The following is a 26991-nucleotide window of genomic DNA, read 5'->3' as shown; positions in this document are numbered from 1 at the left end:
AAATGAAGTTTAATTCAGGCAAGAAGGCTTTTGTCTTTCTTGCAGCAGATTATGGCAACATCGGTGACATCGCCATCTCTTGTGCTCAAAGCCACTATCTAAAAAGCGTCCTGCCTGATTATGACGTTATTAGCATACCCATTAGCCAAACCAGATTTTTAATCGATTCTATTAATAAGCAAATAAAGTCTGATGACATCGTCACTATTATTGGCGGTGGCAATATGGGCGGTACTTATCCTGATATCGAAGCCCTACGGCAACTGGTGATAAAAACTCTTAGGGCTAACCGCATTATATGTTTTCCACAAACCCTTGATTGGAATAAATCTATCAAGTCCAAACGTGCGCTCAATCAAATTGTAAAAGTATATTCCAGTCATCCTGATATTCATCTTTTGGCTAGAGAGTCTATTAGCTTTGCTAAGTTAAATCAGATGTTTAGTAGCAAAGATACCGTCAAGATTAGCCTAGTGCCAGACATTGTTATGAGTGCGACTGCAAAGGTGCTTGGCGCAACGGAGTGCCATGATACGTCTGGTATTCTTCGTTGCCTGCGAGATGATAAAGAAGCGGCTTTAACAACTAAGCAATATAGTATCGTTGATAAGGCGTTAGTCAAAACTGGCTATGATATAGAGAAAACAGATACTCACGCTGGTGGCTCACAGTTAAGCGCGGCGCATTGTACTCAGCTGTTGACTGATAAGCTCAACCAATTTCGAGCGGCAAATCTGGTTGTCACGGATCGTTTGCATGGCATGATTTTAAGTCTACTCTCTGGTACACCTTGTCTAGTACTGCCAAACTCTAACCATAAAATAAGACAAACGCAGGCTGACTGGTTACAGGCTCATCCCAGAATTATTTTTTTAGAGCTTAATGAGATAGATCAAATCTCAAAGTCTATTGATAGCTTATTGTCCTTGCCTCATGGGCCACTAGATGAGTCCCCAGTTGATAGCAATAAATACAACGATCTAAAAAAAGCGCTGAGGTATCTATGAGTACTACAGTAGCTCCATTAGTCAGTGTCATCGTTCCTGTATATAACGTAGAAAACTACCTCGACGCTTGCCTGAACTCTATCAGACAGCAAACCTATCAAAACCTAGAAATTATCATAGTCGAAGACGGTTCTACTGATAACTCTAGACAACTGCTCGATCATCATCTCAGTGATAAGCGCATAAAAGTCGTTCAGCATAGCAAAAACAAAGGGCTCTCTGCGGCTCGTAATACTGGCATCGAGTCTGCGACGGGTGAATACATGATGTTCATTGATTCTGATGACATCGTAGATATACGCTTAGTAGCCGCTTGTGTTGATTGCGCCCTTTGGTCACAAGCGGAAGTCGTGACTTATGATTTCATGTCCTTTGATGATGGCGTCGCGGAGATGGCGCTGCCATATCCGCGTGGCAGCCTAGAGTATAACGCTGTTGAACAAGATAATGACTATTATAATCTGCCACATTTTGCATGGCTCAAGTTCATACGCGCAAGTGTGATACGTTCTACGTCATTACGTTTTCCAGAGGGCTTATATTACGAAGACTGGCCCTTTCATTGGCACCTTGGACTATCTACGACTAAGAGATTTCACTTGCCCGTTAATTTTTACTTATACAGACAGCGCGGCACCTCTATCACAGAATCAAGGGGCAAAGAGCTGCTGGATCTATTCGCTATTCACGCGATAGTAAAAAATTTGTTAGATGATCACAAGGCGTATAAGGTAAGAAAGGTTTTTGCTCATAAGTGTAGACAGAGTCATTGGAGAGTTTTGACCCGCATTGATTCGACGTATTTAAAGACTGCACTCAAAGCGGTCAAACAAGCACAGAGGACGATGCAGTCTGATGACTATAACAGTGCGACTAATATCAAGCATATGATGCTCTCAACTATAGTGGGTATGCCATATCCTATGAACTTGTATAGTGTAAAAGCGCTGCGTCACGCGTTACGTCGCACCCAGAGACTCAGAGTACTACAAAAGTAAATCTTATAAAGCTTATAGAGGTTGGGTTCGATATTTAGTGATAAAAGGGGTGATGAGTATGCAAAGAGTGCTACATATCGTAAGTAAGATGGATCGTGCTGGTGCTGAGACTATGCTGATGAATTTATATCGCCATATAGATCGTAGTCAGTTTCAGTTTGATTTTACAAACTTTACCCCTGATGCCGGCGATTATGATGATGAGATCCTAGCAATGGGCGGCAGGATTATTCCGATAATAGCGAGCAATCCAGCTTCGCGTATGCGGGTACTGATGCGGTTTTTACGTCAGCACCCTGAGTACCGTATCGTACACTCTCACATGCTATTAAGTAATGCTTTTCATTTATTGGCGGCAAAAGGTGCTGGCGTGCCGCATCTTATCTCTCACTCTCATAATACCAGTAGTAGCAAATCTACTATGACAGGCAAAATATACGAGCGCTGGTCGCTGATGACCAATCGAAAGGTAGCTACTTATAAAATTGCTTGCGGCGAGCTTGCGGCCAAATACTTATTTGGTACGAAAAAAGAGGTCTGGTTACTACCCAACGCGGTAGATATAAATAAGATGATGGCTATCGCTGATGGCATGCGAAATTATATAAGCGAGACGTTTTATGATAAAGGTCTGAAACTTATTCAAGTGGGCCGCTTAAGCGATGTCAAAAACCATGAGTTCTCATTAAAAATCGCTGAGCTACTAAAAGATCGCAATATAGACTTTACCTTATACATCGTGGGACAAGGGGACTTGGAGGATGAGCTAAGACATCAAGTACAACGAAGCGCTCTAACCGAACACGTTCAGTTTTTAGGAGTACGTACCGATATCACTGAACTTATGGCAAGTGCCGACTACATGCTCATGCCATCCTTGCATGAAGGCTTTCCAGTTGTGCTGGTTGAGAGTCAGACGGTAGGGCTAAAAGCTTTAGTATCCACTCAAGTATCGTCTGAGGTAGATTTAGGACTAGGTTTGGTTGAATTTTTACCCATTGATGATCCAAGGACTTGGGTGGAAGCGCTGTTAGATAACAAAGAGCTAGAGTGCTCTAAAGATAAAAAAATACAAATACTTAAATCAAATGGTTTTGATGTGTCTGAGAATGCAAAAAAACTAGCACAAGTTTATGAAAGTCTCTAACTAGAGCCCACAAAAAAGAGGGTTATATGATTCCATACTTACTGGTTCTCAGCTTTGTTACTTTTTGGATCGTACTAGAACAAAAAGCGCTTAACCGTAAGTCTTTTTGGGTGCCCCTGATCGCTCTTACTTTGTTTGCAGGTGTGCGTAGTTTTCGCGTGGGTACAGATTCTTGGAATTATACTCGAGACTTTAGAGAGCAGCTCGACGTCTATAACTTTAAATTTGAAGAGTTTGTCGAGCCAGGTTACCAAGTGTTAGAGTATGCGTTACTAAGCGTGACTCACAGTTATTTTTGGCTATTTATAAGTACCGCATTTATCGTTGTATTTTGCTACCTAACTGTTATCAGAAAATACAGCGTAGATTACTGGTTTTCTGTGTATTTATTCATCACATTAGGTATTTATCCTTTCTTTTTTAACGGATTACGTCAAGGTTTGGCGATGGCCATATTCGCTTCTGCCTTACCCTTTTTGTTAGATAAGCGATTGATTCCTTATCTATTGATATGTTTGTTAGCCGCATTGTTCCATACGACCGCTCTATTTATGATTCCCTTTTACTTTTTAGTTCACCTCAACATAGCGCCTTTATACAAAATCATAATGACCTTTATAGGGTCTTTTACTATTAGCGGCATATTGATTGCCTACATAGCATCGACTAACGCCAGATATGAGGCATATGTTGAGACCTCTGATAGTGCTGGAGGGCTGTTCATTTTAGGATTTTATCTAGCGCTACTACTATTTACCTTCTTTATCATACGACTTTATAAAATAAAGGACGAGTCGTTTATCACACTGTTCTCTTTTTATGCGATTGGCGTGGCTTTTATGATACCTATTGCCATGCTCGGTGCAAATCCATCAGGACCACAGCGATTATTGAGCTATTTTACGTGGACCTTAGTGCTAATACTGCCTATCCTCTTTAAAAAAATAAATAATATCTATATCACCGGTATCGGCGTAGGCCTTTTTCTTATCTACTTTATCCTAACGACGTCTCGATTTAGTAACTTGACCCCATACATTATTAATCCCGTTTTTGAGATTTTCTGATGAATCATTCTGCGCCCGTCACTATTTGTATTCCCTTTTATAATGCTGAGTCTACTCTAATAGAGGCAGTACGTTCTGTGTTTGCTCAAACCCACAAAAACTGGGAGCTCATATTGATTGATGACGGCTCTACAGATGGCTCCTTAGCGATAGCTCAATCGATTAGTGATCCTAGAGTAAAGGTGTATTCAGACGGTCAAAATCGCCGTCTCGCGGCGCGTCTCAATGAGTTGGTTGAGATAGCCCAGTATGACTTTATCGTACGTATGGATGCGGACGATATGATGACGCCTGATAGAGTGCAAAAGCTATTAGATATTTTGTTGACGAGTAAAAAGTACGATCTTGCATCATGCGGCACTTATTCTATTAGGCAAGATGGCTCTTTTAATGGCTACAGAGGGGCTGATGAACACAACTATACTTTTAACAAGCTATTAAATAAGTCGCAAGGGTTTTTGCATGCAGGTCTAGTAGCGCGTAAAAGCTGGTATCAGCGCAATCGCTACGATGAGTCGCTACCAGTTGGGCAAGATAGTGAGCTATGGCTACGAGCTGCCAGAGCAGGTGATTTTCGCGCCATCTCCCTCAAAGAGCCTTTGTACCTATATCGAGAGGAGGGAAACGTGACACTTCAAAAACTAATTAGAGCTTATCAAGCAGAAAGAAAGCATCACGCGCCTTTGATCGATAAAAGATCTAAGAGGCTTAAATATATTGCTAAATCGGCACTAAAAACAGGAGTTGTGCAGGTTATGGCATCAACAGGAACTTTAGACTATCTTCTCAAACGTAGAAACAAAAAGAGCAAAAAAACAAAAGTGCCAGACCCAATGCTGGAGATATTTAATCAGGCATTGGATAGTATTTATTCAACGAAAATACCAGGTATTGACCATGTCTAAGCGTAAAATACTCTTTGTTGCATCAGTTGCAGAGCATTTTCAGGCCTTTCACAGACCTTATCTAAAGTGGTTTTGTGATAATGGGTTTGAGGTTCATGTGGCTTGTCGTGGCGAATTTATAGATAGTACTGTGTCAAAGGTATGGCAAATTGGTTTTGAGCGATCTCCCTTATCATTGTCACATATCAAAAGCTTAATTCAACTAAAAGCTATTGTCGATGATAACGACTATGCCTTGATATCTTGTCATACCCCTATGGCCGGGGTGCTCTCAAGACTGTCCGCTATTGTCGCTAGAAAAAAGGGCACACAGCTTTTGTATACCGCACATGGCTTTCATTTTTTTAAGGGCGCCAGTACTTGGTCTTGGTTGACCTACTATCCTGTTGAAGTGGCTTTATCTTATATTACGGATGCCATTATCTGTATTAATACAGAGGATTTTGATCTAATCAGTAAAAAGGGATCACCAGATACCGAATACTTTGTAATACCTGGTATCGGTGTAAACTCTGAGCGGTTTAAGCCGCTATTGTCTGAGCAAAAAAGGTCTTTGAAAGAGGAGTTAACTATCGACAAAGATGACTTTGTCATCATATATGCTGCTGAATTTATCGAGAGAAAAAACCATCGACTGCTCATAGATGCGATCAAACGTCTAAGCACGCAAATGGATAGCTTTACGGTATTACTTGCAGGTAAGGGTGTATTGCTAAGTGAGATTGAGTGGTATGCCAAAAGCCATGGGGTTTACGATCATATACGCTTTGCCGGGTTTGTTACTGATATTGAAAAGTACTATCAAGTCTCCGATGTTGTCGTATCTACGAGTAAACAAGAAGGGCTAGGCATTAATCTTGTTGAAGCTATGATGTGTGGATTGCCGCCTATTGCGACTATCGATAGGGGACATGGTACGATTATCGAGCATGGCGTAAATGGTGTCTTGTTTGCACAGGATGATTCACAAGCGTTAGCTGATGCTATATTTAAGATATATAGCGATGACGAGCTACGTTCTAAAATAGCAACCTCTGCGATAAAGAGGGCGGCAGTATTTGATATTGCTAACGCACTAGATGCCATGACAAAGATTTATGCAAAGTTTCTAGACACAGAAACGCAATCAAGCTAGAAAAGCGGTTTGCTAGTAGTCGGTTGTCAATCATGTGGAGTCTAACTCTACGAGCCTTTGAGCTAAAATAAAATTGAGGTAAATGCAGATGTTAAAACGACTTTTTGATATCACCGCTAGTAGTGCAGCCTTAGTTGTTTTATCACCGGTATATATAATTACCGCGTATAAAGTCAGGCAGCAATTGGGTTCGCCAGTACTCTTTCGCCAAACGCGCCCCGGTCTATATGGCAAGCCTTTTAAGATGATTAAGTTTCGTACTATGAAAGAGGCGATAGATGCTAAAGGCAATCCATTGCCAGATGAGGCGCGCCTAACCTCATTCGGTCACATGCTGCGTAATATGAGCCTGGATGAATTACCAGAGCTATGGAATGTGATTAAAGGCGATATGAGTCTAGTAGGGCCACGTCCGCTGTTGATGGAGTATATGCCCCTATATAATGATGAACAATTGCGCCGTCATCACGTGCGCCCTGGCATCACAGGGTACGCGCAGATCAATGGACGTAATGCTATCAGTTGGGACGAAAAATTTGCACTTGATATATGGTACGTTGACAATCAGTCTTTTTGGTTAGATACAAAAATTTTATTTAAAACTGTCAAAAAAGTGATCCTAAAGGACGGTATCAATGCTGACGGCGAAGCGACGATGAGCAAGTTCATAGGTAATAAGATGATACTAAGCGATTAAATATATTGTAGAGGTGCATATGCTAAATACTAAGTTTTCACCATGGCCGAGCTTCACAAAAGAAGAGGCTAACGCCGTTAGCCAAGTGCTTTTATCTAACAAAGTGAACTACTGGACTGGGAATGAATGTCGTCATTTTGAGCGAGAGTTCGCTGACTGGACAGGTAGCAATTATGCAATAGCATTGGGCAATGGTACTTTAGCTCTAGATTTGGCACTACAAGCTTTAGGTATTGGCATAGGTGACGAGGTCATCGTTACGCCGCGTACCTTTATCGCGAGTATCTCATCTGTGGTTAATGCAGGGGCAACGCCTATCTTCGCTGATGTCGACGACGTATCAGGCAATATAACGCCTAAGAGCATCGCCGCGGTTATCACTAATAAAACTGAGGGCATCGTCTGTGTGCATCTAGCGGGCTGGCCCTGCGATATGGATGGCATTATGGCACTGGCCGAGCAGCATAACCTATATGTCATAGAGGACTGTGCACAAGCTCATGGCGCACGCTACAAGAATCGTAGCGTTGGGAGTATCGGTCATATAGGGGCATGGAGCTTTTGTCAGGACAAGATTATGACCACAGGCGGTGAGGGCGGTATGGTCACTACCAACGATGAGCAGCTATGGCGTAAGATGTGGGCTTACAAAGATCATGGCAAGAGCTTTGCTGCTGTTTATGAGACTGAGCATGCGCCGGGCTATCGCTGGCTACACGAGAACTTCGGTACCAATTGGCGTATGACTGAGATGCAAGGAGTGATCGGTCGCATTCAGCTTGAGCGTATGAATGATTGGACAGCCGCCCGTACTAAGAACGCGCAAGCTATACTAGCCGCTTGTGATAAATGGGCGGATAAAGGCTATTTATCTGTACCTAGGTTGGAGCAGACACTAGGTTTTGAGCAATCCCAGCATGCGTATTACAAATTATACGTCTATGTACAACCGAGTATACCTTTGGGCTGGTCAAGAGATCGCATCATCATGGAAGTAAATGAGAGGGGCGTCCCTTGCTTTTCGGGTTCAGCGTCCGAAGTTTATCTAGAAAAAGCCTTTGATAACACCAGTTTGCGTCCTGAAACTAGATTGCCTGTTGCAAGAGCGCTTGGGGAGACCAGTTTGATGTTTTTGGTACATCCAACCTTGACCTCACAAGAGATTGAAAAGACCATTCTTGCTATCGATGATGTATTTACCAAAATAGACAGAGCTTAGCTAAGCTGTAAGTAAAAAATGCTACCTATTATTAATAGATACTGTTACAAGCTTGTACCAAGATTGGTCAAATCAGGCATTGGTGGCAGCTCGTCCAAAGATGTCAACCCAAAAGCATCCAAGAACAGCGAAGTAGTATGCAATAGCGCCGGACGCCCTAGAGTCTCCTTAAACCCATCCTCTTTGATCCAGCCTTTATCGAACAGTTGGCGCAGCATGCTGCTCGATAAGGTGACGCCGCGTACGTATTCAATATCGCTACGGGTTACAGGTTGCTTATAGGCGATAACGCTCAAAGTTTCAAGCAGTGCCTGACTCAAGCGCTCTTGACGCTGCGGAAATACCTGCTGAATAAGCGCGCTATACTCATCCGCTATTTGTAGTCGGTAGCCGCTCGCGGTTTTATTGAGTCTTAATGCACCAGTAGCTAATCGCTGCTCTAGTTGTGCTAAAGCTAACTTCAATACTTTATCAGATAAAGACAAGTGCTTTTTGATCGCCTGAGCGCTAAGTGGGGCTTCTGAAGCGTGGAGTAATACCTCTATCTGTAGGCTATGAAATTCGCTATTACTTTCGGCAGGGTTAGGATTGTTATTTGCCATTAAGGATTGCTCTTTTCATTGGAAATAATTTGATAGTGCTATATCTGCTACGAGAATTTAATAAAACTAACCACAGCCTACGCCAACCATTCTAAGTGCAAATGCTCACCATCGTCATACTTATCACTTGCAATCACCCCAACCAACTGGCGTTTCATCAACTCTAGCACGGCGACGAAGCTGACGACCACGCCAATTTTGCCTTGCGCTTTATCTAGGAGCTGATAAAAATATTGCGCCTTGCCTGTACTGAGCTGTCTGCTGATACTAGCGATACGATCAGAGAGAGGGACACTATCAACTTTGATAGTATGCATTTGATAATCGGGCTTAAGTTGCATTTTAAATAGGCTTTCAATCAAAAGATTGGGTGAGTAGCTTGGCAGCTCAGCACGCATGACATCAACATTAGGTAGGCTAACCATGGCGTTGAAAACGTCACGTTCAAGGCGAACGAGCGCATCTAAGCGCCGGCTTGCCTCTTTGATCTGCGCGTAGGCCTCTAAGCGCTCAATCAGCTCAGCTTTGGGGTCGCGCTCATCGGTCGGGGTCTGCGCTTTTGGCAGTAGCAGCTGCGTCTTTATCGCAATCAAGGTCGATGCCATCAGCAGATAGTCACCTGCCAGCTCAAAGTGCTTGGTATCAAGCTCGCTGATATAAGCCAGATACTGCTTGGTGATCGGCAAGATGGGCAGTTGCGTTAAATCGACATTGTTTTTCTTAACTAAGTACAACAAAAAGTCTAACGGCCCTGCAAACTGCTCTAGCCAAATTGCAAAAGCTTGTGGCGGCACATATAGATCATCTGGCAGATGTGTGATAGGCGTCTGATAAATACGTAGTTCGCTATCATCGCGTGTCCTATCCTTAGTATCAGTGTTTTTAATGACAGACCCCGTGCTTAACTATAAAAGCTATCAACTTAAGCTTGACCCGTTACTTTAACTTAGCTAGCGGACGGATACCGATAGCGCGGCGCGTTTTATCCAGTTGCTTGCGGCTATGACGACGGGCCTTTTGCGCGCCCATTTGCAAGATTTCCTCTAACTCTTTTGGATTAGCCATCAGCTCTTCATAACGCGCACGAAAAGGCGCAATTTCGCTGTTTATTTTGTCGAACAATACTTGCTTGGCGTCGCCCCAACCAATTCCCGAAGCGTATTGCGCGCGCATATCAGCGATCTCGCTAGGGGTAGCAAAGGCTTTGTAAATCTCAAAAAGCGCCGAGTCGTCAGGGTCTTTTGGCTCCTCTGGCAATTGCGAGTTGGTGACGATTTTCATAATGGCTTTGTGCATCTGCTTCTCTGAGCTCACTTGTGGGTTGCCATCGCCAAATAATGGAATAGTATTGTTGTAGCTTTTGCTCATTTTGCGCCCATCAAGTCCCGTTAGTAGCGGCATATCTTCGTCAACAACAGCTGAGGGTAGGGTAAATAGCGGCTTGTATTTATGATTAAAGGTACCTGCAATATCACGCGCCATCTCAATGTGCTGTACTTGGTCACGGCCGACGGGTACGTGAGTGGCATTAAACATCAAGATATCTGCTGCCATAAGCACAGGGTAGCCGAACAGTCCCATCGTCACGCCTTGGTCAGGGTCGACGTCCGCTTTTTCTGTATTGACATCGACTGCTGCTTTGTACGCATGAGCGCGGTTCATCAGACCCTTAGCGCAGGAGCAATTTAGAACCCAAGTCAGCTCAGGTATCTCTGGCACGTCCGACTGACGATAAAAAGTGACACGCTCAGGGTCAAGACCGCAGGCGATCCAAGTGGCAGCGATAGCTTTGGTAGATTCATGAATGATAGCAGGATCATAACAGCCGATAATACCGTGATAATCGGCTAAGAAGAAAAACGCCTCATCATCGCTATTTTGAATAGACTCGATAGCAGGGCGAATCGCGCCGACATAATTGCCTAGATGCGGAATACCTGTAGGTTTGATGCCTGTTAAGATGCGTTTAGGCGCGTCAGTTTGATTACTCATAATAAATCCGTTAGTCGTTATTATAAAAAGGTGCTGAGTCACTGAAAATGACTCAATTTAATGGCGCAAAGTATAGCAAAATTCTTGATGGCTTTGTTTATGTATAGAGCATCAGGCTTACTTGTAGATATTACTACGGCCTTTAGGTCCGTGTTTGAAACGCCGATGAAACCACATCCACTGCGTTGGATCGATACGAATGAGGCCCTCTAATACTTCATTGACACGCGTTGCATCAGCTACTTCATCGCGGCTTGGATAATTATCTAAGGCAGGAGTAATAGTAATATGATAGTGCGGGCGCTTGCCGCGCGGCAGATTATCTGGCGTTTGCCGATAAGTATGTAGCGCTATCACTGCTGGCGGGTGTTTTTTGCTGCCAAGTTTGGCGAGCCTGCGCGGCATAGTAATCGTCGCGGCAGGCACGCCAAAAAATGGCGCCATTACGCCTTGCTTAAGACCATAGTCTTGATCCGGTGAGTACCATATAACATGACCTGAATTAATAGAATCGACCAGGCTGCGCATGTCACGGCTGGATATCTGCTTGCCAAAGATATTGGTACGACCGTTATAGATGAACCAATCTAACAGTGGATTGTTTTGCGGGCGATACATACAATCAGTAGCAAAAAACTGCGTGCAGAGCAGGCCACCCAGATCGAGCATGGTATAGTGAGCGCCCAATAAAATAACGGCGCGGCCTTCGTTTTGCGCATTGACTAGATGCTGTAAGCCTGAGATGGACACAGTGCGAGTAAAGACATTAGGACGAAACCAAGCGCACAAAGTCTCAAACACACCGATGCCTTGATTAACAAAGACTTGCTTGGCCATCAGCTCACGTTCAGCTTCAGGCTTCTCTGGAAACGCCAAGCTTAGGTTGATCATAGTATCGCGCCGCCGTGAGCCTGCTACTTTATAAATTCCAATACCAAGCTTGCGCCCAAGCCAAAACTGCCAGCGTAGTGGCAGATATATCATTGGCAAAATCATAGCCATGAGTAGCCAAATCGCCCAATATTTCGGGTGTAAAAACTGCCATAAAAAAGGCTTTTTGTCAGCATGTGCCGTTTTTTTTTGAGTGTCAGTGATGCTTGGTGTACCCTCAGGTAGTGCTGGCGACTTTGTCGTTTGCGCACTTGCTACTTTAGGGTCTGATTTATTATGCTTACTTGGATCGTATTGTTCAGGCGCTTTCATAGAATTAGATCAGTTATAAAAGGTATAGGTATGATGAGGTAGGGCGGATGACTTTGCAAGCAAATATGCAATCATACTTGAGCTGTATATCTAAGTTTAATAACATCACAAGCACAAAAAAGCCTTATAAGCACATTGGCACTTATAAGGCTTTGCAAATCTAGGCTTATTTATCGCGAGTCTTAAATTGCAATAAGTAATAGGCCGTAGCTTTGATTAACGCTTCGAGAATTGTGGACGCTTACGTGCTTTACGTAGGCCAACTTTCTTACGTTCAACTTGACGTGAGTCACGAGTGACAAACCCAGCCGCTTTTAGGGCAGGCTTGTTAGTCTCGTCAAGCTCGATTAGGGCACGAGTGATACCGTGACGAATCGCGCCTGCTTGACCACTGATACCACCGCCTTTGACAGTAATAAACAAGTCATAAGCGACAGGTGAGTCAAGTAATTCTAGCGGTTGACGAACGACCATGCGTGAGGTTTCACGGCTAAAATACTCATCAAGTGGCTTGCCGTTAACGACAATGCTACCAGTACCTTTAGCTAAAAAGACACGAGCGGTAGAGGTCTTGCGGCGACCAGTTCCGTAATTGCGTTCCATAAAATTATCCTTAGATGTCTAGTTCTTTAGGTTGCTGGGCTTCATGTGGATGCTCAGAGCCTGCATATAGCTTTAGCTTTTTGATCATCGCATAGCCAAGAGGACCCTTAGGAAGCATACCCTTAACTGCTTTATGTAGAACATCTTCAGGCTTATGTGCAAGCAGCTTATTGAAGTTGGTTTCTTTGATACCGCCTGGGTAACCACTGTGACGATAGTATTTCTTATCTTGCGCTTTTTTACCCGTTACTGTGATTTTATCAGCGTTGATAACGACAATGAAGTCACCAGTATCAACATGCGGGGTAAAAGAAGGCTTATGCTTACCGCGTAAACGAGTTGCGATTTGCGTAGCTAGGCGACCAAGGGTTTTGCCGTCAGCATCGACAACAAACCAGTCATGGGTCACTTCAGCTGGTTTTGCACTAAGTGTTTTCATGATAAAACCTTAAATTAGAATTCATTGAGAGTTTAGCTGGGAACGGGGCTCTCAAAAAACAGACTGCACATTATAAGCAGTAGCGCTTAAGCTTGCAAGCCGCATTGGGGTTTATTTTTGCGCATATCAGTCAAAAGCTAACATTTGGCTTGAATGTCAGCTATTAAAAAAGATTTGAGCATTAAAAAAGATAAAAGGATTATGACAACGACAGCTGATAAAGTCCAGCGACAACTTGTCCAACTTGAGTATGTTTTATACAATCAAAACCTTTTATATCTACGTGAGCTGAATTTTCACGCAAATTTATCGCTAATGCCTCAAGCTGAGGGCGCAAGTCTTTATCGGCTTCTAGATAAATAAGCGTCTCTCTAGTGATTAGAGACTGAGTGAGTAAGGCAGATAGTATGGGCTGCCACAAATCATCGGCATAAGGCGGATCGATAAACACAACGTCAAACGGCGAGTCTGGCATATTCATCAGTACTTGTTCAGCTGCACCATTGATAACGTGATAGTTATCAGGAGTAATATTAAGCTGCTTTGCGCTTTGGATGAGCATCTGGCTTTGGGCGCGGCTGGTTTCGATAAAGGTGCAGTACGCTGCGCCGCGAGATAGCGATTCAAACCCTAGCACGCCGCTACCTGCACAGCTATCTAACACGCGGGCGTCATGAATATCAGCCAGCAACCAATTAAAGAGTGTCTCACGCAGTCGATCTGGCGTCGGACGCAACCCTTCACTATCAATAAAGCCAATGCCGCGGCGCTTGTATTGACCACCGATAATACGCACGTTGCTGACAGCTTGGTGATCGGCGCGCCTAGTATTAGCTGGTACGGTATGAGTCGATACTTTTTGCTTACGGTTTTTGTGTTTTGCAGCCTTTGCCATAATCCTTTGACCCATAGGTATTTAAATTATTTTATTCGTCAGTCTGTACTCGCCGCCGCTTTTAGTTGTGCGGTTAGCTCAGCCTCTTGCTCACGCAGCAGATCACGCGCCGCTTTTTCTATTGCCTTTTGCTGTTTGATCTGTTTTAACTCATCAGGACTTGGTGGCAAGATAGGATTTTTTTTGCGCTGCATAACCCAATAGTCAAACAGCGCACGGCCAACAGGCGCAGCTACGGCACTACCGCCGCCACCGTTTTCGACCAGTACGGCTAAAGCGATAGAGGGCTCCTCAACAGGTGCAAACCCTGTGAACCAAGCATGATCCCAGTGGCGCTTATCGAGCGTTGATTTGTCGTAGCTTTTGCCCTGAGCGATAGACTTGACCTGCGCGGTACCTGTCTTGCCTGCAATACGGTATTTATCGGTATAAATGCCGCGAGCAGTACCTCTTTGAACCGTCTCTTCCATAGCATTGTGCATCAGCAGCCAGTCAGAGGGTTTGCCGTTATAGTCAATTTTGCCATCTGGCTTTTCGATGACTTTTACAGGTGCGGCGCCGTCACTACGCTTTAGTAAGTGCGGAGTAATATGATAGCCCTTGCTGGCAGTCATAGCAGTTGCGTTTGCAACTTGTAGCGGCGTCGCCAAAAAATATCCTTGACCAATACTGACTGAAATGGTTTCACCAGGCAGCCAGTTTTTGCCATAAGTCTCTTGCTTCCATTTAGGGGAGGGCATGATGCCAGATTTTTCATGAGGCAAATCGATACCTGTCTCTTTACCAAAACCAAAACGGCCCATCCAATCATGTAAGCGCTGAATACCCATCTCATAAGCCAGCTTATAATAATAAGTATCAACCGACATCATGATAGATTTTTTGAGATCGACGGTGCCATGACCGCCGCGCTTCCAATCTCGAAATCGGTGTGAGTCTCCAGGTAAGCTAAAATAACCAGGATCATAGATAGTGGTATTCCAATCACGCAGACCGTAATGAATACCGCCTAAACCCTCGAAGGGCTTAATCGTCGACGCAGGTGGGTACATTCCTTGTAGAGCGCGGTTGTATAGCGGCTGATCGAGATCCTCGCGCAGCGCGCCGTAATCTTTAAACGAGATACCTGAGATAAAGGGATTAGGGTCATAACTTGGGTTACTCACAAAAGCGAGTACGTCACCGTTACTTGGGTCTATAGCAACGATGGCGCCGCGCCTGCCATCGAGCTGCTGCTGGGCAATGGTTTGTAAGCCATAATCTAAGCTCAAGGTGATATCGTTACCTGCAACGGGCGGCTTGGATTCAAGCTGGCGTATGATATCGCCATGAGCGTCGGTCTCAACCGACTGATAGCCAGGTTGACCCAGTAAAATATCCTCGTAATAATCCTCTATACCTATCTTGCCGATTAAATCCGTGCCAGCATAGCGCTCTTTGTCGATGCGCTTGCTTTCTTTGTCATTGATGCGACCGACATAACCAATCACATGAGCAAACAGCTCATCATAAGGATAAGTACGGGTCAATTTACTCTGAATAGTCACACCGCGAAAGAAGGGTTTGCGCTCACTAAACTGCGCCAATTGCGCTTCAGTGAGATCAATTTTAATCGTCACAGGATCGTTTTTGTTTTTGCTTAGTCGCGCCAAAATATCAGTAATGTCAGTGTCAGTCAGACCAAAGATAGGGGCGAGCAAAGTCAACGTACGCTCTGGATTTTCGACTTCATCAGGGCTTAGCATAGCGGTAAAGACAGGTTTGTTATCAGCGAGCAAAATACCGTTACGATCATAAATATAACCCCGACTCGGCGGCGCTGATATGAGTTTGATGCGATTGTTATCAGCCTGCGTAGTGTACTGATCATGGGCGTAGACTTGCAAGTAGCCATAACGCAAGAGCAAGCCACTTAAGCCTAAGAATATTAATAACCCAAGTATGAGTATACGCCGCATAAAGATACGGTTGACGTAATCGGTGTCAGGCGAAATCATTTTATTCATAGACCATCAGTATGTAGCAATCAGATAAAGGTATAACTTACGACGTTATTTGTAATAAATTCAAGAATATAGCGTGACACTAGCACATCAGCTGATAAGCAGGTAGCCGAAAAGGATTATAGCAGAAGACAGGAGTAAAAGAGCAACTGCTCTCATGGTGCAAAGCGCTGCGCCTAGTCGTCTTTTGCTTATAAATTATGGGGCATAGTAGGTCAATTTCAATCATACCAGGCCTGCAAAGTGTGTCACCTTTAGTCACAACTAAGCCTAGCGTTAGCAGTGCTAATAAATGGCAAGTATGCTAAAATCAGGCGATTTATTTGTCTTACTTTTTTACTGATAAGCTACTAATAAGCCGCTTTGCATTTAATGATATAAAGCGAGCAACATTTTACTTCAATAATGGTTACGCTAGGGACATAAAGAGTTATGGTCGCAACTTCATTATGGCAGACGATCGTCCAGCATCCTCAGTTTTTTGCCATGCTGACCATTCCGCCTGTGACCGCATTTGTCACTTGGGTGCATGTATGGATGGCGCTTAAAATGCTATTTTACCCCATTAAGTTTCGGGGTATCAGGATTCCTAACTTTCCATTTTTTGGACTGCCTGGTATTGGCTGGCAAGGCATTGTACCGCGTAAGGCGGGCAAGATATCTGGTGTCATCGTCGATCAGACGCTCTCAAAGCTTGGCTCTCTCGATGAGTTCTTTCAAGCGATGGAGCCTGAGCAGATGGCCGTGTTTATTACAGACACTGTCGATCAGCATCTAGAGGCGCTTATTGATGAGATTATGCTTGAGCACTCGCCAGCACTATGGGGCAATCTGCCTTATGCACTCAAGCGCCGTATCTACGTGCAAGCGCACAAAGAGCTACCTGAGATTATGCAATCGCTAGTGACTGATTTGACTTATCATGTCGAAGATTTGGTCGATATGCGTCAAATGATCGTCAACAAGATGGAGAGTGACCGGCGCTTGATGGTCAATATGTTCCTAAAAGTCGGTCAAAAAGAGATCGATTTTATTTGGCATATTAGTGCTTTGATTGGATTGGTATTTGGTGTGATCCAGATGTTTATCTTTTTGGTCGTGCCGCAGCACTGGACGGTACCTTTCTTTGCCGCCATTTGGGGCTTTTTGACCAACTGGATTGCTATTTGGATGGTGTTTAATCCCGTTGAGCCGCATTTTATTCCTTATATTAAGATATTTGAGCGCACAAGCGGCTTTCCCTTTATTAAACCGCGCCTGCCGCATATCGCTCAGTTTCGCTTTCAAGGCGGCTTTATGAAGCGTCAAGAGGAAGTATCAGAGGTGTTTGCCGAGATTGTCGTCAGTGACTTGGTGACTCTTGAGAACATCATGAACGAGATGATGTACGGCGCGCGCGCGGCGCAAACGCGTGAGCTGATGAAATCGCACCTATATCAGATTTTGGAATCGCCTGTGGTCAGTACGACACTGCGCGTAAGCCTTGGTCGCCGCGATTATGGACAGTTAAAGAACACGATTATCGACAAATCCATTACCGCTACTATGGTGCCGCTGCGTGATCCTGAACTCAATGAGAGCCGCGCAAGCAAAATATTTGGTCTGTTTCGCGACCGTATTCGCGAGCTATCGCCTCGAGAATTTCAAAATCTTTTGCGTCCTGCCTTTCAGGAGGATGAAACCACGCTGATTATCTTGGGTGGTTTAACAGGGTTCTTAGCGGGTTGGCTACACTTGGTTTTGGTGTTCTTTCCCTCAATGTAGATAAGTATAGTAGCCGTTGTCATTAGAGTGCTGTCGTCAGATTATCGCTATCAAACCGTTGTTATCAACAAGCCTTTTGAGCGTTACTTGTTAGCACTCTTAGATTATGTAAATTGCCCTTAGGGTAAAAAGGTTAGAGACGTATGTTAATCACAGAATTGGGTTATTTTGCTTTGCTAGTCGCTTTTATGCTGGCTATCTTGCAAGTGGTACTACCAACTATTGGTGTCATGCGTAATATTGTCGCTTGGCAGCGATTAGCACCGAGCTTAGCGTGGGCACAGTTTGGAGCGATGATAACCTCATTTGTCGCTTTGATGGCAGGCTTTTATTACAATGATTTTAGTCTCGTTTATGTGACGCAGCACTCCAATACGTTACTGCCTTGGTATTATAAGTTATCAGCGACGTGGGGCGGACATGAAGGCTCGCTACTGCTGTGGATGACTATTATGGCGACGTGGTGTGCGCTGGTCTCCTACTTTAGCCGCGGTCTACCGCTATCCATGCGTGCGCGGGTGCTCATCATTCTGGCAGGCGTGCAGATGATGATGCTGGCAATGCTTATTTTTACCTCATCACCCTTTGATCGCACGCTGCCCAACATACCTGTCGATGGCGCGGATCTAAACCCAGTGCTGCAAGATTTTGGTCTGATTATCCATCCGCCTATGCTGTATATGGGCTATGTTGGTATGGTAGTACCCTTTGCCTTTTGTATGGCAGCGCTTTGGGAAGGGCGTTTGGACGCGGTATGGACGCGTTGGTCGCGCCCATGGGCGCTTGCCGCTTGGGGTTTTTTGACTATCGGTATCGGGCTTGGTTCATGGTGGGCGTATTATGAGCTTGGCTGGGGCGGCTGGTGGTTTTGGGATCCGGTTGAAAACGCCTCATTACTACCGTGGCTGGCGGGTTTAGCGCTTATTCACTCGCTTGCAGTGACTGAAAAGCGCGGCGTATTCAAAGCGTGGACGATCATGCTAGCGATTTTTGCCTTTGCGCTTAGTCTGCTAGGCACGTTCCTTGTGCGCTCAGGGGTCATTACCTCTGTGCATTCATTTGCCGCTGATCCAACGCGTGGCCTTGTTATCTTGATTATCTTGGGCATTATCGTCGGCAGTGGTCTGCTGATGTTTGCCGTGCGTGGTTGGCGCTTGACCGTCGAGAGTCAGTATCAGCTTATCTCACGCGAGTCGTTTTTAGTTATTAATAACGTCATTATCTTGATTGCGACTTTGGTAGTACTACTAGGTACGCTCTATCCAATTATCGCTGATGCCTTTAATTTGGGCCAGGTATCGGTGGGCCCTCCATACTTTAATGCGCTATTTGTGCCCTTAACTTGGCTGTTGTTAATCGCTATGGGTATGGGCTCCAACATCCGCTGGAAGCAGGACAAGCGTCCGCTACTCGGCGTAGGTATGGTCATAGCCGCTAGCAGTCTAGTATTGGCAGCGATTGTCACTTACTTTACCAGTCCGTCGGCCATGCTCAACATTGGCGTCACACTAGCGGTGAGCTTTTGGGTGCTCTTGTGGATGGTGGTTGATTTTAAAGATAAAACCAAGAACGCACCGAGCCTTGTTAAAGGCCTACGCCAATTGCGCCTTAGCTATTGGGGGCAACAAACGGCTCATATTGGCGTCATCATCGCTGTTATTGGCGTCGCTTTCACTAGTACTTTGAGTATCGAGCGTGACGTGGCACTTGGACCCAGCGACAGCGTCAATGTTCAAGGCTACGACTTTACGGTAAAAGACTTCCGTGAAGTGAAAGGTAGCAACTTTGATGGCATGCAAGCTGAGGTTGAAGTGACCAAAGATGGCCGCGACATCACTACCCTGTATCCTGAGAAGCGTACTTACATCATCAGTATGATGCCGATGACTGAGGCTGCTATTGATGCCAATCTTATGCGCGATCTGTATGTGGCATTGGGCGAGCCTATCTCGGAGGAGAGCAACCAATGGGCAGTACGTATCTATGTTAAACCGCTGATCCGCTGGATTTGGCTGGGTGCGATTATTATGGCATTGGGCGGACTGATTAGTATGCTGGATAAGCGCTATCGTCTTAAAAAGACCAAAAGATCTGCGCAAGTGATGACAAATACAGATACTTCTGTACGTATCGACGCTCCTGTAATCAATAAGGAGGCTTAATATGCCTGACAAAAACACAGCACCTGCGTCCAAAACTAAGACGATGAATAAAAAGCAGATGAAGATATGGTTTTTGATTCCGCTTATCGTCTTTGCAGGCTTTATCGTCATGCTCTATATGCGTTTAGGTCAGCCGACAGATATCGTGCCTAATACTGCGCTTGAGCGCCCTGTACCGACGTTTGAGCTACCGCTATTGTCAGATACGACGCGAGTCATGACCAATGATAATTTGCCCGAGCAGCCCTTTTTAATTAATGTTTGGGGCTCTTGGTGCCCTACTTGTATCGTTGAGCATCCATTTTTGATGGAGTTAGAAGAACGCGGCGTCAATATCGTCGGCATCAACTATAAAGATGAGATCGGTAATGCGCTAAGCTACCTAAACCAGCGCGGCGATCCATTCTCGATGTCTATCCAAGATCTATCAGGTCAATTTGCATTAGATTTAGGGTTAACCGGTGCACCCGAAACCTTTATCGTCGATGGCGAAGGGGTGATCCGTCAGCACATCATTGGTGAGATTAATGAGGCTAATTGGCAAGCGCGTATTACGCCATGCCTTATGGTACTCAATAAAGCCAATGAGACTGCTAGCACACCAGATGCTACTCAAGTTGAGGAGGCCTGCCAATGAGTATCAGTATCTATAATGTCATCAATAAAAATGGCTTTAGTAAACGAGTCATAAGGTTGGCAAGCGTGTTGCTAGCTCTAGTACTATCTTTGGTAATAGGAGTGAATGCTAATGCGGCAATTGACGTCTATGATTTTGACTCAGTGCAGCAAGAAGCGCAGTACCGAGGCTTGATCGAGGAGCTACGCTGCCCTAAATGTCAAAACCAAAATCTAGCAGGATCTGACGCACCTATCGCGCAAGATCTCAAACAAAAAACCTATGATATGGTCAAAGATGGCCGTAGTGATGGCGAGATTCGCGTTTATATGCAAGAGCGCTATGGCGACTTTATTAGCTACAAGCCGCCAGTACGCCCCTCAACTTGGATATTATGGTTTTTTCCGCCGCTGCTGTTGATTTTATTGATTGGTGGCTGGTTTTGGCAAAGTCGCCGTCGTCAGATCGCAGCTCAAAGTCAAACAGGTACTGCTGCCGAGCATACAGAGGCGTTGAGTGCGGCAGAAAAAGCGGAGCTGGATCGCTTACTATCACGAAGCAATGCGCGCGATAGAGTAGATCATGATATCACCAGCATAAAGGATAAAAAATGACCCTATTTTCTACTTTTGGCTTATTTATCGCCCTAAGCCTATTAATCAGCTTAGTATTAGCGGTCATCGTTGTTATGCCTTGGCTGCGTGCGGCTCGTAGACCTGAAAAGCCAGTAGATAATCAGCTACTCGATATCAACGTCGCTGTGTTCCGCGAGCGCCTCGCTGAGCTACAAACAGATAAAGACAGCGGCGTCATAGATGACACTCATTATCAAAACCAAAAGCTTGAGCTTGAGCGCCAACTGCTCGATGCGCAGCGTCAAATCACGCCGATGGTCGTACCCGGCGTCAAAAGCCGTTTGATTGTGATGATATGGGTACCTGTTTTGGCAGCGCTAGCTTATTTATTAATCGGTGATCGTACGCCTGTATTCAATCTCTGGGCAAGCGAGGACAAAGTCGGTCAAGTGGCTGATGATCTATTAACGGGTAAAATTGATCAGCCGCCTGCGTGGGCAATTGAAGATGGCAATCAGCTTATAAGTGCCATGCAGACCAATGTGCATCGTCATGCTGATGACCCTGATCGTTGGATGCGCTTATCCGAGCTATTCTTATCGCTTGAGGCCACGCCGTCTGCGATTGAAGCCCTATCGCGTGCGTACCGCCTCTCTCCAGATAACGAAGAGATTGCCGCCACTTACGCCCAAATCAGCTTTTTTGCTAATGAGGGTCAACTCAACGCCGACAGTCGCCGCGTATTGCAAGATTTGCTGGCCAAAAACCCGCAGCACGAAGGCGCGCAGATGCTCATGGCAATGGGCGAGGCGCGTAGCAGTAACTTTGACGAAGCGCAAAGTTGGATCAGCCGTTTGCGCGGCAGTATTGCCGCTAAGCCTGGTGATCATAGCCAGGCGCTGGCAAGTTTGGATGAACTCAGTGCTAACGTAAACGCGCAGCAAGAGCAAGCGGCTCAAGGTGTCGAGGTAACTGTAACGGTCAATAGTAGTTTGTTGCCTTTGATTAAAGGTGATGATGTGCTCTTTGTCGCTATTCGTGATGTCAACGGCGGACCACCGTTTGCTGCTAAGCGCTTGCCTATTAGTGTGATTAAGCAGGGCGAGGCGAGTATCAGTCTTAGTGATCTGGATGCGATGATGCCTGAGCGTACGCTAGCACAAGCACGCGCAGATAAAGTACAGCTGGCAGTCGTGGCACGTATTAGTCATAGCGGTAATGCTATTGCAGAGTCTGGCGACTTATCGGGCAATCCTGTCGTTATTAGCAGCGAGCAAAATCAAGTCAATGTTGCGATCAATCAGCAAGTACCCTAATGATTTTAATGAGCTGAGAAACTACTTTAAGACAAACTACCTAGCGCCATAATGGCGCGCAATAGTATTATTTGAACAGTGAAGTCATGACAATTGATGTCTAAGTTATGAAAAAACTTGAGCTTTGCAAAGCCACAAGGTAAGGTGAGCTTGCAATCAACCAATCCCTGATTACAATTTGTTATAAAACCTTATCCCAAAACCCTTTTAAGGAGAGTCGCTACATGATGCGTATTATTTTGCTAGGTCCACCAGGCGCTGGTAAAGGCACCCAAGCCCAGTTCATCTCAAAAGAGTATGATATCCCGCAAATCTCGACGGGCGACATGCTACGTGCGGCGATCAAAGAAGGTAGCGAGCTTGGCAAACAAGCTGAAGGCGTGATGAACGCAGGTGGTCTGGTATCAGATGATCTCATTATTAATTTGGTCAAAGAGCGCATCGCTAAACCTGATTGTGCTAATGGCTGTATTTTAGACGGCTTCCCGCGTACCATTCCGCAAGCGCAGGCACTAGCTGCAGCTAACGTCGATATCGACCATGTTATCGAGATTAGCGTCCCTGATGATGAGATCGTCAAGCGTCTATCGGGTCGTCGCCAGCATGCAGGATCAGGCCGCGTTTATCATATCGATCACAATCCGCCAAAGGTTGAAGGTATCGATGATGTCACAGGCGAGCCTTTGATCCAGCGTAAAGATGACAAAGAGTCGACGATTCGTGATCGCCTAGCGACTTATCATGAGCAGACCTCAACGCTAGTAGGTTTTTATCAAGAAAAAGCCAAAGAAGGTAGCAGTGCACCTAACTATGATAAGTTCGATGGTACGCAGCCTATCGAAGACGTTAAGGCACAAATTTTGTCAGCGCTAAAAGGCTAGTTTTATTTAAGGCTAATTTTATTTATAGTTATAAAAACCTCGACTGCTATGGTCGAGGTTTTTTGTATTTTAAAACCAAAAAAACCGCCAACTAAAAAAGAGGGCGGTTTTTTTACTCACTTAATGCTTAGCTTTTAATACAAGAGCTTAAGCATTACCTTGCGCGTCTACTTGTGCTTGCTGTTGGCTTTGCGCGTAGGCTTGGTCAAAGTTGACTGGCGCAAGCAATAACTGCGGGAAGCTACCACGAGTGACGATATCACTGATGACTTCACGAGCATAAGGGAACAAAACGTTAGGGCAATATGCACCTAGGATTTGACCGATTTGATCTTCAGGGATGTTCTTTAATAAAAAGATACCGGCTTGGTGAACTTCAGCGATAAAGGCCGGCTCTTCAGCATTCTTTGCATTGACACTCACCGTCAGAATCACTTGATAATGATCATCATCAAGTTTTTCAGCATTGCTTGATAAGTTGATATCAAGCTCAGGATTCCACTCTTTGGTAAATACGCCTGCGCCTGGGACTTCAAGTGACATGTCCTTAACATAAATGCGCTCTAGTGCCAATTGCGGTTGTGCTTGTTCTTCAGCCATGATAATTCCTTATAAATTTAAACAAAATATAGCCAATATGACGATAAGGCCAAACGACTATTTAATAGGTCACAAGATTTAGTAAGTAAAAAAGGTAATATAGCAGATTAACCCGCTAGTAGCTCATCGAGCTTGCCTTGCTGATTAAACTGATTGAGCTCATTAAACCCGCCAACAAAAGTATCACCGATAAAGATCTGCGGCACTGTGCGGTAGTTATTGGTTTTTTGCATCAAAGCGCGGCGCTCATCACTGCTGATGTCGTGCATGCCAATCTCTTCAAAGCTTACGCCTTTGGACTCTAATAGTTTTTTGGCGTTAGTGCAATATGGGCAAATAGGAGTGGTATATACTTTAACAGGTACGCTCATAATAGTTCTTCCTTAATAGTTATTGGAGTAGGGATGCAACGTTATCATTAGTAGACGCTACAGTAGTGAATCGTATAATAATAAAGTGAATCGTATAATAGACAGTATAGACAGCCATATTATCAATTGCCAATGAGTTAATGGCAATGATAACTTTAATTATTGTCATCTATAGAATGGGGCTTGGCCTATTAAAATCAAGTTTTAAGCATTCAGAGTGTTTTGCTTTTATCACTAAAGTGAGAAACAAAGCATAAAAAAAGACACCATATAGTTATGATGTCTGGTTTGAATATCTAAATCGCTACTGCTTATTTACTTAGTTTTGGCTTAGATTTGCCCTTTTTATTCTGCGTGTCTTTTAGGCCAACGAGTGGCATACCAGCGCCTTGCCAGCCGCCAATACCGCCCTCTAGACGATAGACGTTGTCTTTGCCAATCATTTGTATCGCCGCGCCTGCTTGTACACCGATGTCACAGATGATAATTACTGGATCTTCGATAGCCCGTATCTCATCCAAGCGATCTTTGAGCTGAGTGAATGGAATATTACGACTGCCTTGGATATAGCCTGTCGTATATTTTTTGGCAGGTCGAATATCAATCAGCTGCGCGTTTTGCGAATTGACCATCATACCGAGAGTGTTTGGAGATATCTTTTTGCCGCTACGCTTGCTCTCAATAGTAAAAAACAAGATAGCAAGTACGGCTAAAATACCGAATAAGAACGGGTGGTTACCCATAAATTCAAGTGCACGATCCAAACTAGACCTCCAAAATATAAGTGTTCTATCAGTTGGCCTGATAAAAATGAACAAGGGGCTATTATACCGACTAGGTTGTCTATAGTAAACGTATGAAAACTACTCAATGCGTCTGTCTTAATAAGGTTTGGTATCTGCCTCATCGGTAAGGGTCACTAAGTTCTCAACGCGGCGCTGAAGAACCTCGCCATCAGCGACTGCCTGCCATAGCGCGCAGCCTTTGGAGTTATGAGTATGGCGACAGTCTCGGAACTGACAGTAGCCTGATAGCGGTGCAAGCTCAACGAATCCTGAGATGATGTCATCTGGAGTCAGATGCCAGATACCATACTCACGAATACCTGGGGTATCGACGATGCCACCTTGAGTTAGATCAGCTGGATTGAAGGGTAGCAAACGGCTAGTCGTTGTCGTATGCTGCCCAAGCTGCGAGTTCTCTGAGATGATGTTAACGCTTTGCGCCGACTCTGGCAGCAGCGCATTAATCAGACTGCTCTTACCGACGCCAGACTGACCGGCAAATATCACCAGCTTGTTATCGATATAGCGTTTGAGCTCGCCAAGTCCTTGTTGTTCACCCGTCTGTAATACATTCTCTGGACAATCCACTGAGGTCAAGACACTATCATAACCAAGCGCTGCATATTGCGTTAATAGTTCACGCGTATTGACAGTAGACTCGCCCTCTAATAGATCCGCTTTATTGAGTACCAGCAGAGGTTGTACGCCTGCATGATGACAAACCACAAGATAGCGATCGATCAAGGTAGGCGCGGCAGCAGGTAGCGGCGCAAAGACAATCGCTAAGATATCGATATTGGCGGCAACCGGTTTGAGCTTATGGTAGCGGTCGGGGCGAGATATCATCGAGGTGCGCGGTTTTACTGACTCAATACGGCCAAAACCTGTGTTGGAGTCCGCCGTCCAGCGCACTTGGTCACCTGCAGCCAGCATCGGCAAGTTGGTACGCACATGACAGCGCCAGACATCACCCAAGGCCAACTCCTGCCAAAACGGCTCAGGGTCATCAGGGGCAAACTCAGGCTGCTTAGGTATCACAGCAGGTAAGCTTGTGACTTGTACCTCCAATTGCTTACCAAAGTGCGCCATCACCACGCCATCCATCAAGCTATCATCGATGCTGTCTTGGCTGGCAAGTTGTTGTTTGTCTATACGACGAATCTGCTGTTTAGTGAGTTTGCGCTGCCGTATCAATGCCATAAGTACTGCCTGTGTTGTTTTAATTGCGATAAAAATATGTCTCAGTGTAGCGTGAAAATTTGATAACATACAGCCTAAGCTTGACAGAGGTTTTGTAAAGCCTGCAAACCACTTGTACATCATCACTGTGCATACTACTAATAGGATCGCTTATGAGTACCGATGACCATCCCAACAAGATTAAAATTAAAAACCAAGGTAAGAAGGGTTTGGTCTGGATTGACCTTGAGATGACAGGGCTTGATACCTTGAACGATGAGATCATCGAGATTGCGACAGTGGTGACGGATGAGGATTTGAACGTATTAGCCGAAGGGCCTGTTTTTGCGATTAAAGTCTCTGACCAAATCTTGAACAAGATGGATGACTGGAACACCAAGCAGCATGGTCAGTCAGGTCTGGTCGATCGCGTACGTCGTAGTAAAGTGACACTAGCTGAAGCCGAAGAGGAAACCATTAAGTTTTTGAATAAATGGGTCGATAGTGGTAAGTCGCCGATGTGTGGCAACTCGATTTGCCAAGACAGACGTTTTATGGCGCGGCAGATGCCTGAGCTTGAGCGCTTTTTTCATTATCGTAATTTAGACGTGTCCTCGATCAAAGAGCTGTGCTTTCGCTGGCGTCCTGATATCCTAAAAAACTTTGAAAAGGGCGGTAGTCATTTAGCTTTAGATGATATCCGCGACTCAATTCGCGAGCTTAAGCACTATCGCCAGCACTTTTTTAAATTGATGGATTAAGGTTTTTGTCGGAGTTGTAGGTTGCGCCTTACGCACTAATTGACGATGATTAAGGTCTGGATGGTGCGT

27 protein-coding genes are annotated in these 26991 nt (G+C 44.9%); 15 read left to right on the top strand and 12 right to left on the bottom strand.

Features of this window, described 5'->3' with window-relative positions:
• Positions 1–2 precede the first annotated feature (2 nt).
• The 8 genes from ACTXGE_RS09630 (at position 3) to ACTXGE_RS09595 (ending at position 8175) form a co-directional block, all read left to right on the top strand.
• Positions 3–1007, top strand: coding sequence for a polysaccharide pyruvyl transferase family protein (locus tag ACTXGE_RS09630; RefSeq protein ID WP_443541381.1), 1005 nt, complete (start codon positions 3–5; stop codon positions 1005–1007).
• A complete protein-coding gene (locus tag ACTXGE_RS09625; RefSeq protein ID WP_443541382.1) occupies positions 1004–2005 on the top strand; it encodes a glycosyltransferase family 2 protein in 1002 nt (333 codons plus the stop codon). The genes ACTXGE_RS09630 and ACTXGE_RS09625 overlap by 4 nt, the downstream gene beginning before the upstream one ends.
• A gap of 58 nt (positions 2006–2063) precedes the next feature.
• A complete protein-coding gene (locus ACTXGE_RS09620) occupies positions 2064–3152 on the top strand; it encodes a glycosyltransferase (RefSeq protein WP_443541383.1) in 1089 nt (362 codons plus the stop codon).
• A gap of 26 nt (positions 3153–3178) precedes the next feature.
• Positions 3179–4219 (top strand): EpsG family protein, encoded by a 1041-nt coding sequence (locus ACTXGE_RS09615; protein WP_443541384.1) that lies wholly within the window; start codon positions 3179–3181, stop codon positions 4217–4219.
• Positions 4219–5124, top strand: a complete 906-nt coding sequence (locus ACTXGE_RS09610) for a glycosyltransferase family 2 protein (protein ID WP_443541385.1) — start codon at positions 4219–4221, stop codon at positions 5122–5124. The genes ACTXGE_RS09615 and ACTXGE_RS09610 overlap by 1 nt, the downstream gene beginning before the upstream one ends.
• Positions 5117–6259 carry a glycosyltransferase family 4 protein gene (locus tag ACTXGE_RS09605; protein WP_443541386.1) on the top strand — a complete coding sequence of 381 codons (1143 nt, stop codon included), beginning with the start codon at positions 5117–5119 and terminating at the stop codon, positions 6257–6259. Before ACTXGE_RS09610 ends, ACTXGE_RS09605 begins: the two co-directional genes overlap by 8 nt.
• 88 nt (positions 6260–6347) lie before the next feature.
• On the top strand, positions 6348–6956 hold the full coding sequence (locus ACTXGE_RS09600; protein ID WP_443541387.1) for a sugar transferase: 609 nt from the start codon (positions 6348–6350) through the stop codon (positions 6954–6956).
• Positions 6957–6975: 19 nt separating this feature from the next.
• Positions 6976–8175, top strand: a complete 1200-nt coding sequence (locus ACTXGE_RS09595; protein WP_443541388.1) for a DegT/DnrJ/EryC1/StrS family aminotransferase — start codon at positions 6976–6978, stop codon at positions 8173–8175.
• 44 nt (positions 8176–8219) lie between these two features.
• Here the strand turns inward: ACTXGE_RS09595 and scpB are convergent, their stop codons facing one another.
• From scpB to mrdA, 8 genes are all read right to left on the bottom strand, one after another.
• Positions 8220–8777 carry an SMC-Scp complex subunit ScpB gene (gene scpB / locus ACTXGE_RS09590; RefSeq protein ID WP_443541389.1) on the bottom strand — a complete coding sequence of 186 codons (558 nt, stop codon included), beginning with the start codon at positions 8775–8777 and terminating at the stop codon, positions 8220–8222.
• A gap of 77 nt (positions 8778–8854) precedes the next feature.
• Positions 8855–9664: a segregation and condensation protein A gene (locus ACTXGE_RS09585; RefSeq protein WP_443541490.1), complete on the bottom strand. Its 810-nt coding sequence runs from the start codon at positions 9662–9664 to the stop codon at positions 8855–8857.
• Between the two features lie 49 nt (positions 9665–9713).
• Positions 9714–10769 carry a tryptophan--tRNA ligase gene (gene trpS, locus ACTXGE_RS09580; RefSeq protein WP_443541390.1) on the bottom strand — a complete coding sequence of 352 codons (1056 nt, stop codon included), beginning with the start codon at positions 10767–10769 and terminating at the stop codon, positions 9714–9716.
• 117 nt (positions 10770–10886) lie between these two features.
• Entirely contained in the window at positions 10887–11972 is a 1086-nt protein-coding gene (locus ACTXGE_RS09575; RefSeq protein ID WP_443541391.1) for an LpxL/LpxP family acyltransferase, read from the bottom strand.
• A gap of 216 nt (positions 11973–12188) precedes the next feature.
• Positions 12189–12575: a 30S ribosomal protein S9 gene (gene rpsI, locus ACTXGE_RS09570; RefSeq protein ID WP_317199887.1), complete on the bottom strand. Its 387-nt coding sequence runs from the start codon at positions 12573–12575 to the stop codon at positions 12189–12191.
• 10 nt (positions 12576–12585) lie between these two features.
• Positions 12586–13014, bottom strand: a complete 429-nt coding sequence (gene rplM / locus ACTXGE_RS09565; RefSeq protein ID WP_317199888.1) for a 50S ribosomal protein L13 — start codon at positions 13012–13014, stop codon at positions 12586–12588.
• Positions 13015–13213: 199 nt separating this feature from the next.
• Positions 13214–13909, bottom strand: a complete 696-nt coding sequence (gene rsmD, locus ACTXGE_RS09560; RefSeq protein WP_443541392.1) for a 16S rRNA (guanine(966)-N(2))-methyltransferase RsmD — start codon at positions 13907–13909, stop codon at positions 13214–13216.
• Positions 13910–13947: 38 nt separating this feature from the next.
• Positions 13948–15915, bottom strand: a complete 1968-nt coding sequence (mrdA, locus tag ACTXGE_RS09555) for a penicillin-binding protein 2 (protein ID WP_443541393.1) — start codon at positions 15913–15915, stop codon at positions 13948–13950.
• Between the two features lie 429 nt (positions 15916–16344).
• Between mrdA and ACTXGE_RS09550 the strand changes: the two genes are divergently transcribed.
• The 6 genes from ACTXGE_RS09550 (at position 16345) to adk (ending at position 23226) form a co-directional block, all read left to right on the top strand.
• Complete coding sequence (locus ACTXGE_RS09550) at positions 16345–17676, top strand: hypothetical protein (RefSeq protein WP_317199891.1); 1332 nt, start codon at positions 16345–16347, stop codon at positions 17674–17676.
• A gap of 143 nt (positions 17677–17819) precedes the next feature.
• Positions 17820–19838, top strand: a complete 2019-nt coding sequence (locus tag ACTXGE_RS09545; RefSeq protein WP_443541394.1) for a heme lyase CcmF/NrfE family subunit — start codon at positions 17820–17822, stop codon at positions 19836–19838.
• Between the two features lies 1 nt (position 19839).
• Entirely contained in the window at positions 19840–20475 is a 636-nt protein-coding gene (locus tag ACTXGE_RS09540) for a DsbE family thiol:disulfide interchange protein (RefSeq protein WP_317199893.1), read from the top strand.
• Positions 20472–21068 carry a cytochrome c-type biogenesis protein gene (locus tag ACTXGE_RS09535; RefSeq protein WP_443541395.1) on the top strand — a complete coding sequence of 199 codons (597 nt, stop codon included), beginning with the start codon at positions 20472–20474 and terminating at the stop codon, positions 21066–21068. The genes ACTXGE_RS09540 and ACTXGE_RS09535 overlap by 4 nt, the downstream gene beginning before the upstream one ends.
• Positions 21065–22345 (top strand): c-type cytochrome biogenesis protein CcmI, encoded by a 1281-nt coding sequence (gene ccmI, locus ACTXGE_RS09530; RefSeq protein ID WP_443541396.1) that lies wholly within the window; start codon positions 21065–21067, stop codon positions 22343–22345. Before ACTXGE_RS09535 ends, ccmI begins: the two co-directional genes overlap by 4 nt.
• A 224-nt stretch (positions 22346–22569) precedes the next feature.
• On the top strand, positions 22570–23226 hold the full coding sequence (gene adk / locus ACTXGE_RS09525) for an adenylate kinase (protein WP_317199896.1): 657 nt from the start codon (positions 22570–22572) through the stop codon (positions 23224–23226).
• A gap of 147 nt (positions 23227–23373) precedes the next feature.
• Here adk and secB read toward each other — a convergent pair whose 3' ends face one another.
• The 4 genes from secB to rsgA all read right to left on the bottom strand — a co-directional run bounded on the left by secB (position 23374) and on the right by rsgA (position 26182).
• The gene (gene secB, locus ACTXGE_RS09520; protein WP_317199897.1) at positions 23374–23826 is read right to left on the bottom strand and encodes a protein-export chaperone SecB; all 453 of its coding nucleotides are present in this window, start codon (positions 23824–23826) and stop codon (positions 23374–23376) included.
• A 107-nt stretch (positions 23827–23933) separates the two neighbouring features.
• Positions 23934–24197, bottom strand: coding sequence for a glutaredoxin 3 (gene grxC / locus ACTXGE_RS09515; RefSeq protein WP_317199898.1), 264 nt, complete (start codon positions 24195–24197; stop codon positions 23934–23936).
• Between the two features lie 311 nt (positions 24198–24508).
• Complete coding sequence (locus tag ACTXGE_RS09510) at positions 24509–24961, bottom strand: rhodanese-like domain-containing protein (RefSeq protein WP_317199899.1); 453 nt, start codon at positions 24959–24961, stop codon at positions 24509–24511.
• A 117-nt stretch (positions 24962–25078) separates the two neighbouring features.
• The gene (gene rsgA / locus ACTXGE_RS09505) at positions 25079–26182 is read right to left on the bottom strand and encodes a ribosome small subunit-dependent GTPase A (RefSeq protein ID WP_435950509.1); all 1104 of its coding nucleotides are present in this window, start codon (positions 26180–26182) and stop codon (positions 25079–25081) included.
• A gap of 152 nt (positions 26183–26334) precedes the next feature.
• Between rsgA and orn the strand changes: the two genes are divergently transcribed.
• On the top strand, positions 26335–26922 hold the full coding sequence (orn, locus tag ACTXGE_RS09500) for an oligoribonuclease (protein WP_317199901.1): 588 nt from the start codon (positions 26335–26337) through the stop codon (positions 26920–26922).
• Positions 26923–26991: the final 69 nt, after the last annotated feature.

This window comes from Psychrobacter sp. T6-4, from assembly GCF_052258425.1.
In the GTDB taxonomy this organism is placed as follows: domain Bacteria; phylum Pseudomonadota; class Gammaproteobacteria; order Pseudomonadales; family Moraxellaceae; genus Psychrobacter.
Note: the sequence above shows the minus strand (reverse complement) of the source record. Positions and strands in the feature narration are given on the sequence as shown.